General features: G+C 43.1%; 12 protein-coding genes. 7 read left to right on the plus strand and 5 right to left on the minus strand.

Translation table 11 applies throughout. The annotated features are described in order from the left end of the window. Nucleotides 1-217: 217 nt before the first annotated feature. Nucleotides 218-1,219 (minus strand): asparaginase, encoded by a 1,002-nt coding sequence (locus tag H3T75_RS08260; protein WP_198211471.1) that lies wholly within the window; start codon nt 1,217-1,219, stop codon nt 218-220. 112 nt (nt 1,220-1,331) lie between these two features. On the opposite strand from H3T75_RS08260, the gene gltX reads away from it, so the two are divergent. From gltX to H3T75_RS08275, 3 genes are all read left to right on the plus strand, one after another. Beyond that, entirely contained in the window at nt 1,332-2,723 is a 1,392-nt protein-coding gene (gene gltX, locus H3T75_RS08265; protein WP_198211496.1) for a glutamate--tRNA ligase, read from the plus strand. A gap of 258 nt (nt 2,724-2,981) precedes the next feature. Beyond that, nucleotides 2,982-4,088, plus strand: coding sequence for a tRNA 2-thiouridine(34) synthase MnmA (gene mnmA / locus H3T75_RS08270; protein ID WP_198211472.1), 1,107 nt, complete (start codon nt 2,982-2,984; stop codon nt 4,086-4,088). Between the two features lie 154 nt (nt 4,089-4,242). Continuing rightward, a complete protein-coding gene (locus tag H3T75_RS08275) occupies nt 4,243-5,907 on the plus strand; it encodes an AMP-binding protein (RefSeq protein WP_198211473.1) in 1,665 nt (554 codons plus the stop codon). Between the two features lie 554 nt (nt 5,908-6,461). Here H3T75_RS08275 and purE read toward each other — a convergent pair. Genes purE through H3T75_RS08295 form a run of 4 tightly spaced genes read right to left on the minus strand, consistent with a single transcriptional unit; the run spans nt 6,462 to nt 8,553 of the window. Beyond that, complete coding sequence (gene purE / locus H3T75_RS08280) at nt 6,462-6,959, minus strand: 5-(carboxyamino)imidazole ribonucleotide mutase (RefSeq protein WP_100125275.1); 498 nt, start codon at nt 6,957-6,959, stop codon at nt 6,462-6,464. Next, a complete protein-coding gene (locus tag H3T75_RS08285; protein ID WP_198211474.1) occupies nt 6,956-7,654 on the minus strand; it encodes a hypothetical protein in 699 nt (232 codons plus the stop codon). The genes purE and H3T75_RS08285 overlap by 4 nt, the downstream gene beginning before the upstream one ends. Nucleotides 7,655-7,681: 27 nt before the next feature. Beyond that, a complete protein-coding gene (locus H3T75_RS08290) occupies nt 7,682-8,350 on the minus strand; it encodes an O-methyltransferase (RefSeq protein WP_198211475.1) in 669 nt (222 codons plus the stop codon). A 17-nt stretch (nt 8,351-8,367) separates the two neighbouring features. Beyond that, a complete protein-coding gene (locus H3T75_RS08295) occupies nt 8,368-8,553 on the minus strand; it encodes a DUF3460 family protein (RefSeq protein ID WP_025330343.1) in 186 nt (61 codons plus the stop codon). A gap of 204 nt (nt 8,554-8,757) precedes the next feature. On the opposite strand from H3T75_RS08295, the gene pcnB reads away from it, so the two are divergent. The 4 genes from pcnB (at nt 8,758) to panB (ending at nt 12,593) form a co-directional block, all read left to right on the plus strand. Next, on the plus strand, nt 8,758-10,092 hold the full coding sequence (gene pcnB, locus H3T75_RS08300) for a polynucleotide adenylyltransferase PcnB (RefSeq protein WP_084554071.1): 1,335 nt from the start codon (nt 8,758-8,760) through the stop codon (nt 10,090-10,092). Continuing rightward, entirely contained in the window at nt 10,089-10,604 is a 516-nt protein-coding gene (folK, locus tag H3T75_RS08305; RefSeq protein ID WP_084550483.1) for a 2-amino-4-hydroxy-6-hydroxymethyldihydropteridine diphosphokinase, read from the plus strand. The genes pcnB and folK overlap by 4 nt, the downstream gene beginning before the upstream one ends. Nucleotides 10,605-10,623: 19 nt before the next feature. Then, nucleotides 10,624-11,256 (plus strand): deoxynucleoside kinase, encoded by a 633-nt coding sequence (locus H3T75_RS08310; RefSeq protein WP_025330346.1) that lies wholly within the window; start codon nt 10,624-10,626, stop codon nt 11,254-11,256. Nucleotides 11,257-11,801: 545 nt separating this feature from the next. Further along, a complete protein-coding gene (panB, locus tag H3T75_RS08315) occupies nt 11,802-12,593 on the plus strand; it encodes a 3-methyl-2-oxobutanoate hydroxymethyltransferase (RefSeq protein ID WP_198211476.1) in 792 nt (263 codons plus the stop codon). The last annotated feature ends 13 nt before the right edge of the window (nt 12,594-12,606 follow it).

Raw genomic sequence — 12,606 nt, forward strand, 5'->3', positions numbered from 1 at the left:
ACAAATTAGTTTATACGATTAATTTAAAATGAAATTTTTTGGAGAATTTGAATAATTTTTCAACGAAAGTTTCAAGTAATTGAGAATACAAAAATTGTTAATAGCTTTTTCTGGTTCGACGATACCGGACTAAGCTATCAGAAGCTGTTTATTAACAAAAATTTTGCAGGATTAATCGGTTATAGAGTAAGCCGGGTAATCCTGCAAAAGTAAATTTTTAAATCAATTTCTGTATATGCAGCAGATTTTCAATTTGTTCTTTATTCCAGTTATTGCTTACAGCCAGAGTCATGATAGCCACAGCAGTTTCCAGATTACATTTACCGCCGTTGATAACGCCGGCTGCACGCAATTCATGTCCTTGTGCGTAAACAGCAGAGGCACATCCCTGTAAAACCTGACTGATATTCAGAACAGGTATAGATTGCTCACTAATCTGTCTGATTGCAGTCAGAAAATTCCTATCATTAGGGGTATTGCCATTGCCATAGCTTTGTAGAATTACTCCGTCAGGCGGATTGTGAGTAAGACTGGCGGTAATCATTGTCAGATTAGCACCCGGAGTCAGAGTAAAGCAGTGAATTCTGGCTGATGTACTGATGTCATATTGTGCAGATAGGTCTGAATTGCCGGCAACAGGCAGATTAGTATTAAACCATCCTTCAGATTCTGACCATTGAGCCAAGGAACCAAACTGCGGATTGGCAAATGCGTCTGCCTGTTCTGTACTGATTTTGCTGCTGCCGACAGCCGGCCAGAGCTGTCTGTTAAAGGCAATGGCAGTTTGGGTAAAACCCGGCAGGCTGAATGCAGCTAGTGCAGTACGCAGGTTTTGTGGTGCATCACTGTTATCAGCTTCTAGGGGTAGCATGGCTCCGGTAAGGATAATGGGGATATTCAGTTTCGGCCGTGCCAGCGCAATTATATTGGCACTGTAGGCCATGGTATCGGTACCGTGCAGAATGAGCAGACCATCATAATTTTCAGCTTTGCTGTCTATCCAGTTAAGCCATGTCTCCCAGTTTGAAAGGGTAATCGCTGAAGAATCAATCAGTGGTTCACAAATAAACCAGTCGCATTTGAGCTGGTGACTGTATTCCTGAAAAATGGGCGCAGCCAGGCTGGCAAGATTGGCAGCCGGAGCCAGTCCGGCCGGTGTTTGCTGCATACCAATGGTTCCGCCAGTGTAGTAAACAGCCAGATGTTTCGGGGAGTTCATATATGCAGCCTTTCATACGGTTGCTGGTATTAGTGCAAGCATATCACGAACGGGTTTTGTTTACTCTGGCTTACGCGTACAATAAGGTTTTTTCTGTGTCTGAAGAATGGTAATCATGATTCGTACTCGTTTTGCTCCCAGTCCTACCGGTTTTTTGCATATTGGTGGTGTGCGCACTGCTTTGTTCTCTTGGGCATTTGCACGTAAACATCATGGTAAGTTTATATTACGAATTGAAGACACGGATCTGGAACGTTCTACGGCTGAATCAGTGCAGGCAATTATGGATGGTATGCACTGGGTTGGTCTGGACTATGATGAAGGTCCGTTTTACCAGACAAAGCGCTTTGACCGTTATGCAGAAGTTTTACGTGAGTTAGTGGCTTCCGGTCATGCCTATTATGACTATACCAGCCGTGAAGAACTGGAAGCAATGCGGCAGGAAGCTGAGGCACGTGGTGAACACTTCTGGTATGACCGCCGCTGGCGGCCGGATGAAGGCAAAACACTGCTGCCTGTACCCGAAGGTGTTCAGCCGGTTGTACGTTTTAAAATGCCGCTAACTGGTGAAACGGCATGGGATGATTTGGTTAAAGGTCATATTGCCATTGCCAATCAGGATCTGGATGATCTGATTATTGCGCGTGCCGATGGTACGCCTACCTATAATTTCTGTGTAGTTGTAGATGATTATGATATGGGTATTACGCAGGTTATTCGTGGTGATGACCATGTCAACAATACACCTAAACAGATTAATATTCTTTTGGCTATGGGTGCAGCTTTGCCTCAATATGCTCATTTGCCGATGATTCTGAATGAAAAAGGCGCAAAAATGAGTAAGCGCCGTGATGCAGTTAGTGTGGTTGATTATGACCGGCAAGGTATTTTACCGGAAGCTTTACTGAATTATCTGGCACGACTCGGCTGGGGACATGGTGATGATGAATTCTTCACGATGGAACAGTTTGTTGAATGGTTTGATTTAAAAGATGTCAGCCCTTCAGCCAGCCGTTTTGATCATGAAAAGCTGTTGTGGCTGAATGCGCAGCATATTAAAGCCAGTGATAATTCCCGTCTGGCTGAGCTGGTGCGCCCGCGTCTGGCACAGCAGGGCATTGAAGTGACTGAGCAGCCGGATTTGGCTGAAGTGATAGCACTGGTTAAGGAACGTGCTCAGGATTTAAATCAGCTAGCTGAAGAATGCAGATATTTTTATGCTAAAGCCACTCCTGGAGAAAAGGAAGTAGCTAAACACTGGGATGCTGATGCTCCGGCACGTATGCAGCGCTTTGCAGCCCTGCTTGAACAGTTATCACACTGGGATGCGGAAAGTATTCACGCTCTTTTTGCACCATTTTGTGAAGCAGAAAATATTAAAATGGGTAAATTGGGTATGCCTTTACGTCTGGCTGTATGTGGTACAGGAAAAACCCCGTCGATTGATCAGGTGCTGGCTTTATTAGGGCGCGATGAGGTATTGCGCCGTCTGCGTCAGAACTGAGTTTGATTTGCATTTACACAGGCTGCCGGTCTTGTGATTATTTGTCTACAGACAGATATTACAGTACCGGCAGTCTGTGTTATTTAGGCTAATAGTATTGAGTAAAAATTTTTTTTGTGTAAATAAAAAGCTGATTATGGATGTAAATTGTGTATTTATGGTTTTTTTGTGTAAGTTTGATACACAATTAATTATGCCGGCAGGTTGCTGCTGTGTTCTGCCTGTGGCACAATCTGCGCCGGTTTTGGATGAATGTAAATGAATACAAAAGCAAATTTATCACAACGTATTGTTGTTGGCATGTCCGGTGGAGTGGATTCATCGGTTACAGCCTGGCTGCTCAAGCAGGGCGGTTATGATGTGCGCGGTGTCTTCATGCAAAACTGGGAAGACGATAACGATGACGAATATTGTTCTATCAAGCAGGATTCACTGGATGCAGTAGCAGTGGCTGATCTGATTGATATGGATATTGATATTGTTAATTTTGCAGGTCAGTATAAAGATAATGTCTTTGCATATTTTCTTCAGGAGTATCAGGCTGGTCGCACACCCAATCCTGATGTATTGTGTAATGCAGAAATTAAATTCAAATGTTTTCTGGAACATGCGCTGAACGGTGGTGCAGATCTGATTGCAACAGGACATTATGCACGTAAGGATGTACGCGATGGCGTACATTATCTGCTCAAGGGGCTGGATCAGAATAAAGACCAAAGCTATTTTCTGTATCGACTGCAACCATACCAATTACAGCGTGCATTGTTTCCGCTGGGTGATCTGGAAAAATCTGAAGTACGCCGGCTGGCGGAACGGGCTCAGCTACCCACAGCCGGAAAAAAAGACAGTACCGGAATCTGCTTTATTGGTGAACGACCGTTCAGACAATTTTTACAGCGTTATCTGCCTACTAATCCGGGAGCAATGGTGACACCGGAAGGTAAAATTGTAGGTGAGCATGAAGGACTGATGTATTACACACTGGGGCAGCGCAAAGGTTTGGGTATTGGTGGCGACGGTGAGCCATGGTTTGTTGCCGGAAAAAATTTGTCGGATAATGAGCTTCTGGTTGTACAGGGACATGATCATCCACTGTTGTTCAGTCGCAGCCTGATTATGCATGATTTAAGTTTTACGACACCAGACCGTCCGGCAGAAGGGCGCTATGGCGTGAAAACACGTTATCGCATGCCTGATGCGGCGGCTCAATTGCGTTATCTGGCTGATGATTGCGCGGAACTGGTGTTTGATGAACCACAATGGGCAGTGACACCCGGTCAGTCTGCTGTACTGTATGCTGGCGCTGTGTGTCTGGGTGGTGGTATTATCAGAGATACCGATAGTCATAGTATTCAAAATAATTAATTTAATCACTTATATCAACAGACTGGCTGGCTACAGTCAGTCATCTTGCAGACAATGCTGATGTTCTGATTTGATGTTTTCTTTGCAGTCTGTTTTGACTGATATTTCCTTACTTCACTTTAAATTAGACGCATTGTTGCAGAGGAAAAAGATAATGGAAAAAATCTGGTTACAAAGTTATCAGGAAGGGGTGCGGGCAGAAGTAGATGTGCGTGCATATTCGTCAATTATTGACGTTCTTGACACCAGTGTGAAGAAATTCGGTCCGCAGCCAAGCTTTTCCAATATGGGTACTACACTCACGTATACTCAAACTGCTACTTTTGTAAATCAGTTCACCTCATATTTGCAGAATGTATTGAATCTGCAAAAAGGTGAGCGGGTAGCAATTATGATGCCTAATGTATTGCAGTATCCGATTGCGGTATTCGGGGTGTTACAGGCTGGCGGCGTAGTTGTGAACGTCAATCCTCTGTATACGCCGAGGGAATTAGCACATCAGTTGATTGATTCCGGTGCAACTGCGATTATTGTACTGGAAAATTTTGCGCATACAGTGGCTCAGGTTCTGGAGCAGACTGCAATCAGGCAGGTGATAGTGGTCAGTATGGGCGATATGCTTGGCTGGCTGAAGGGTACTGTAGTGAACTTCATGCTGCGCAAAGTCAAAAAAATGGTGAAGCCTTTTCAGATTGAGGGGGCAGTTACTTTTCTGCAGGCTCTGGAATTAGGGAAAAAACAACGTTTTACTCCGGTACCGCTTGAGCTGGAAGATTTGGCTTTGTTGCAATATACCGGCGGGACAACCGGTATGTCCAAGGGCGCAATGCTGACGCATGGTAATATTGTAGCCAATATGCAGCAGGCATCAGAATGGATTAAAGCAAATCTGGTGCCCGGACAGGAAGTAGTAGTAACACCATTGCCGCTATATCATATTTTTTCACTTACTGTGAATATTATGATTTTTGCTAATGCCGGTTCCAAAAATATTCTGATTACCAACCCGCGTGATATCAAAGCTTTGGTTAAAGTTCTGAAAAACAATCGGGTAACGGTAATGAGTGGCGTTAATACTCTATTTAATGCACTGATTCATAATGAAAAATTTAAAACGATTGATTTTTCAACCTGGAAGCTTGTGCTGGGTGGAGGAATGGCAACTCAGAAAATGGTGGCGCAGGAATGGAAAGCCATCACGGGTGTGCCCATTATTGATGCTTATGGTTTAACTGAGGCCAGCCCCGGCGTGTGCGCTAATCCGCTGAATAATCCTGAATATACGGGTACTGCCGGTTTGCCGGTGTCGAATACAGATATTGAAATCCGTGATGATAACGGCAAGGTTCTCGGGGTTGGTGAAGTAGGCGAATTATGGGTTCAGGGGCCGCAAGTAATGAAAGGCTACTGGAACCGACCAGAAGAAACAGCTAAAGTTCTTGATAGCCGTGGTTTTGTGGCTACCGGTGATATGGCTGAAATTGATGCTAAAGGTTATGTAAAGCTGGTAGATCGCAAAAAAGATATGATTCTGGTATCGGGTTTTAATGTATATCCGAATGAGGTAGAAGAGGTTGTAGCCGCTATGCCTGAGGTGCTGGAAGTAGCTTGTATCGGTGTACCTAATGAAAAATCAGGCGAAGCAATCAAGTTATTTGTAGTAAAACGAGATCCGAATCTGACTCGTGAACAAATTATTGCCTATTGCCGCCAGAATCTGACCGGCTATAAAGTGCCAAAAGATATAGAGTTTTGCTCAGAACTGCCCAAATCTGCTGTAGGAAAAATTTTGCGTAAGGATTTGCGAACAGAAAAATAATATTTTGTTATAAAAAACGGATACTGCTAATATAAGAGCAGTATCCGTTTTTTATTCAGTAAATAAATTGTAATAATTTATTTATTATGGGTATCAAATATAATAAATGATATAAACATATTTATAGGTTTTATTTGTTTAATATCCAAATCCTGTCTGGTTGTAATAAATAAATGAATTTACTAATTTTTTAGCTTAATTTATTGTTAAACTGAATCTTAAATCAGTCCAATTCTGATTGTAATTCAAATGGAATATTTAATTTAGAATGAATATTTTTAGTACTTGTTGTTGGCAATAATAAGAAAGCTGGAATTTTATTTTTAATTTTAAATTGTATTCTACTTTCAGTTATTTAGCAGAAATTCTTTAGATTAAGTTGATAACTAAAAAACTGATATTGCTTTCTGGAGCTAATTCTAGTCATGTAAATATGCTCATGCTACTGAGGATAATAGTCAATTTTCTTTCTTATTTGAATACAATTAATATCAATAGCATAATGATATTATTCAGTATATTTATGCAGCAAATATGTCTGAATTAAGTAGTAATCAGGCTGAAATGCTGGGTAAATTCATATCCAGAACACTTTGTTTCTGGCTTTCACGAAATTCTGCCAGTTTTTGTGCCAGCTGCGGATTGTCATTGGCCAGCATGGAAATGGCAAATAAAGCAGCATTGGCTGCACCAGCTTCACCAATAGCAAAAGTGGCTACTGGTACGCCTTTAGGCATTTGGACAATAGACAGTAGTGAATCTTCACCGCGCAAATATTTACTTGGTACAGGTACGCCCAGAACAGGAATGGTGGTTTTGGCAGCAACCATGCCCGGCAGATGAGCAGCCCCTCCGGCGCCGGCTATAATCGCTTTCAAGCCTCGGGAACGGGCGGTTTCAGCGTATTCAAACATTAAATCCGGAGTACGGTGTGCGGATACAACCTGTATTTCATAAGGAATACTGAATTGCTGCAGAAACTGCTCTGCCTGCTGCATAATCGGATAGTCACTATTGCTACCCATAATAATGCCGATTTGCGGAGTGTTCATCGAGTTCCTTTTTTGATTGGTAACAGGTTTTTTAACTGATGCCTGGCTTTAACAGCGGCATTACTGTTGGGATAACTACTGATAATGTGCTGATAAGTAAGGCGGGAAATATCCTGCTGCTGTAAATGAGTCTGACATTGTGCCACCAGATAAAGAGCGTTGGCACTTTGACTGTTTTGCGGATAAAGGCTGTTAAAGCGCTTGCCGATATTAATTACCGATTCACAATTATTCAAACGGGAATGATTTTGCAGCAGTAGCCACATGCGCTCTTGTGCCTGGGCACTGCCATTGCCACCACTATCAGCGTTTTTCAGCAGACGAATGCTTTGGCTATAAAGACCGGCATTATATAGCCGGCGTGCTTCGCTGGTATTATCATTAGTGGCGGAAGCTTTAGCCGGAGTAGTGTGACTGACCGGAGTGCGTACATTCAGGTAGCGCGATAATGTATCTTGTTGCTGACGAATATCATTCATCTGGTTTTGCAGACCATTGATCTGTATCTGTAAAGCATTCAGCTGCGCCTGAATCTGGCCAAGCTGTTCAGTAGATTGGTTACTATTTGTGTGTACTTCTTCTGCAGAAGAAGTGCTAGTCACAACAGAGGAGGATGGTAGGTTACTGCAAGCACTGATACAAAATGTAACTATCAGGATTAGGCTAAAATGGTATTGATTTAAACGTGAATTCATGTATTTTTCTCCTCCGGTTGTTTATTATTATCTTTTCTGAATAAGTGTTAAACCATCACCAAGTGGTATGGTTAACGGAATTATCCGCGTATCGTTTATCAAGCTGGCATTGAACTGACGCATAATATGAACACTTTCTGATTCATTAGCATTGGCTGTCTGTGCAACACGACCGTGCAATAAGACATTATCAATGGCGATAATACCGCCGGGACGAATCAATTGCAGGCAGCGCTCAAAATATTGAGGGGTGGGTATCTTATCTGCGTCTATCAGAGCAATATCGTAATAATTGTTTTGATTATTGGTAATCAGTTTATCGAGGGTTATTATTGCCGGCTGCAGATACAGCTGGATTTTATGGCTGACATTAGCCTCTTGCCAGTAGCGGCGGGCAATATCGGTATAGGTTACGTTAATATCACAGGCAGTGATATGTCCGTCTTCCGGCAGTGCCATTGCCATAGCTGTACTACTGTAACCAGTAAAAACACCAATTTCCAGATAGTTGCGAGCCTGAATCATCCGTGCAAGCCATACCATTAATTGAGCCTGTTCCGGTGCGATACTCATATTACCCTTGCGATGCCGTGCCGTTTCAGCACGCAGCTGTGCCAGTAGTGGCGCTTCTGCAGGGTTTATTCCGGCAAGATATTGCCTCAGCTCCGGGGTATTCAGACAACCGTTCTGGCTCATAACGGGTTAAATAGGGATTATTCAGTCAGATAGGTATAACCTTTTTTCGGCAATTTGGCGGCAGCAAAGTTTGCTTCATCTTCCGGATTGAGCTGTACATCCCATAGCATGCCGCGATGTTCGATTTGTGCTTGTGCTTCTTCTGGGTGCTTAGTTAGAAATTCATTCAGAAACTGGGTAGTGTCAGACTGATAATTATACATATCGGTTTCTTCTTACATGATGAGTTCAGAAACGGGTGTATTATATACAAAGTAGGCAGTGGTAGTGAAGAAAATGCCGGCAGATTGCACTTGTCCGTGCGGTGAGGAATGATGAGATACGGATAGATAGGTTATACTATAGTACTTTATCGGTCGTGGTTGCTGCGGCACGCGAGTATTTTTTCACAAGCTTTTGTATTATTTATGCTAACAAAGTGGTTACACAAGGTTTTGCCGAGAAAGTCTGCCCGGCGTGGCAAAAGGCGGGAAATCTCATTGGCACAACACCATATTCAGGCAGATGATCTGAGTTTTGCAGCGGAAAAGGTTATCACCCGCTTGCAGAAGGAGGGTTATCAGGCTTATGTGGTAGGTGGTGCTGTGCGTGATTTATTGCTTGGTGTGACACCTAAAGATTTCGATGTGGCAACAGATGCTACACCCGAACAGATACATAAACTTTTCCGGCGCAGCCGCATTATCGGCAGGCGTTTTCCGATTGTGCATGTTATGGTTGGTCCGGAAACTATCGAGGTAACAACTTTTCGGGGCGGGGCAGTCAACAGCCATAATGAGCTAGGCCGGATTATGAAGGATGTCAGTTTCGGTACGCTTGAACAGGATGCAATGCGCCGGGACTTTACTGCCAACGCTCTATACTATGATCCGAAACAGCAGGTAGTTCTGGATTTTCATCATGGCGTTGAAGACATACTTAACCGGCGTCTGGTAATGATAGGTAATCCGGCTGAGCGCTATCAGGAGGATCCGGTGCGCATGCTACGGGCAGCCAGATTATCTGGCAAACTTGGCTTTACCGTAGATAAACATACATCTAAACCGATAGCTGAATGTGCGCAGTTGTTAAAGCGGGAACCGCCGGCTCGGCTGTTTGATGAAGTGCTGAAAATATTGTTCAGTGGTTATGCACAGGCATGTCTGCGCCAGATGAATAATCTTGGTCTGAAAGATATTCATCCGCTACTTGATGCATTAATGCCGGGCGGCGAAAGTAATGATAATATTGTCGCACTGGCTCTGCACAATACTGACGAACGCCTGCGGGCAGATAAATCTGTATCTATGGGCTTTGTACTGGCAGCTGTATTATGGCCGCATATAAGAACAGTATGGCAGCGGGAACTGAATAGTGGTATGCGCTCCAGTGCAGCGATGAATGCGGCGATTACTTCAGAACGTCAGCATGTAGATAAAAACTGGGGTGTGCCGCAGCGATACAGTGTAACCATGCGTGAAATCTGGAGTTTGCAACCGCAGTTTGAAATTATGCGCGGGGCGCGTCCTTACCGCTTACTCGGACAGCCGCGTTTTCGTGCTGCTTTTGATTTTATGTGTCTGCGTGCCAGTCTGGGCGAATTATCACAGGAGACAGTTCAGTGGTGGCAGGCTTTTCAGCATGGTTCAGATGTAGAGCGTGAGCAATTAATTCGTACTGCTTCGCAATCAGAAAAAAATTCAACAAGACAAAAAAGATACCGTAACAGACGCACTAACAAACCTAAGCAGGAGGAAGCATGAATTTAGTTACAGCGGTAATTGCTTTAGGGGCTAATCTTGATAATCCACGTAAACAGGTTGAAACAGCTCTGACAGATTTGAATCAGATTAAAGGGGTTCGGGTCAAGGCAATTTCACCACTTTATATTACTAAGCCGGTAGGAATGACTGACCAGCCGGATTTTGTCAATGCTGTTGTTCTGGTTCATACCACTTTAAGTGCTCATGAACTATTAAATTCTTTATTGGATCTGGAAAACCGACTGGGACGGGTACGTGAGGTTCCAAACGGACCGCGAGTGATTGATCTGGATATAATTGATTATGATCATCAGGATATTAATGATGCGGATCTGACACTGCCGCACCCGCGTGCGTGTGAACGTGCTTTTGTAATGGCACCGCTGGCTGCAATTGCGCCTTATTATGTAATTGGTACTCATGACAGTGCTTCTGTGGTGGCCGCGGCATTATTAAAGAAACAGCCGGATGCAGTAACTATAATTACTGAAATTACTGACGAACAGGAATAAAAACAGGGGAGCAGGGAGTATGGATTATCGCTACATTGTCGTAGAAGGATCTATTGGCAGTGGAAAATCAGCTTTAAGCCGCCGTCTGGCACAATATTTTGATGCTCTGCTGCTGTCGGAAATTCCGGAAAGCAATCCGTTTCTGGAAAAATTTTATCTGAATGCGACTAATCACGGGCTAGCCACAGAGATGCATTTTTTAATGCGTCGTTGCGAGGCAATAAATGTGATTTATGCAGAGGATGAGCGACGCTCGCGGGTTATTGCTGATTTTCTGCTTGAGAAGGATCAGATATATGTGCCGGTAATTTTGCGTGAAGAGGAACAGACTCTGTACTGGCAGATTAAGCAAAAAGTAATGCCGAAATTTCCGGTTCCGGATCTGGTGATTTATCTGGAAGCTGATGACGAGTTGCTTGATAAGCGTTTGCGTCAGCGGGATGACGGAATGGTTAATCTGTTTCCGGCTGGTTATTTACAGCAGATTCACGCTGAGTATCGCCGGTTTTTCCATTTATATCAGCATGCTCCGCTATTGATTGCTAATACTAATGAACTGGATTTTCTTGGTAATGACGATCATTTTGAACTGTTGCTCAATACCATTGCCAATATGCAGGGCAGCCGTAATTATCTCAATTTAAGCGAATAGTTATTTAAAATTGTTTGGTGAAATAATTATTTCCGTTGTCTGCGTGGATATTTCAGTCAATCTGATTTGTCGTAAATTAGCTATATCGGCATTTTATGCTGTTTAATTTGAGTAAAAAAATATCAATGACATTATTCTGTTAATTTGGTATTTATTTTCTCTTTGCGATGGATTTCAGACTTACAAACTGTACTTTTTATAGAAAAAAGTACAGTTTTTGTATATGGAATTGCAAAATTCAGATACGTATTTTCCCAGCATTACCGAGGATGAAATTACTGGTTTAGTACCAACATTGGATATATCCATATTAGATAAATAATTTTAAAGATATTCCGGTCAGATGGGAATAAAGGATGGCAAAATATTTGTTAATCTGTTCTGGTTTGGCTGTAGTCTGTGGTATTTTGCCGGTCATTACAACTAGCCGGATATTTGTTGTAACAAATTTGGGTTTCTTTAGCCGGAATGCAGGTTAAAAATAAATAAGCTGTTATTTCCGGCAGTATTTTCTGATAAAACATAAATAGCGGATTTATCTGTATATGCATACTATTCATACTTTAAGGAAAATGAAGGCAGCCGGTGAAAAAATTGCCATGCTGACTTGTTATGATGCCAGTTTTGCCCGTCTGATGAGCGATGCCGGTGTTGATATATTGCTGATTGGTGATTCGCTTGGTATGGCGGTACAAGGGCAAACATCTACTATACCGGTTAGTGTTGATGATATCTGTTATCACACGGCTGCTGTAGCACGAGGTAATCAACAGGCAATGATTCTGGCTGATCTGCCTTTCGGTGCCTATCAGCAAAGCAAAGAACAGGCTTTTGCTGCTGCAGTACGCCTGATGGTTGCCGGTGCACATATGGTGAAACTGGAAGGGGGTGCATGGATAGCAGAAACCACACAGTTTTTACAGCAGCGAGGTATTCCGGTATGTGCACATATCGGTCTTACGCCGCAATCCGTTCATACACTCGGTGGCTATAAAGTACAAGGTCGTGGTGAAGCCGCGGCACAATTAATGGCCGATGCTCAGGCTCATGCACAGGCTGGTGCTGATATGGTATTAATGGAGTGTGTACCCGGCCGGCTGGCAGCAGAGGTGACAGCAGCACTTAGCTGCCCGACAATCGGTATTGGTGCAGGTGTCGACTGTGACGGACAAGTTTTGGTAATGCATGATATGCTGGGTATTTATCCGGGTAAAACAGCTAAATTTGTCAAAAATTTTATGCAGGATCAGGATAGTATTCAGGCAGCTGTCAGTGCCTATGTTCGCGAAGTAAAAGCAAGAACTTTTCCGGCAGCAGAACATATTTTTGCTGATTGAAAATTTGAATTAA

This window comes from Snodgrassella sp. W8135, from assembly GCF_016101225.1.
GTDB classification, from domain to species: Bacteria; Pseudomonadota; Gammaproteobacteria; order Burkholderiales; family Neisseriaceae; genus Snodgrassella; species Snodgrassella alvi.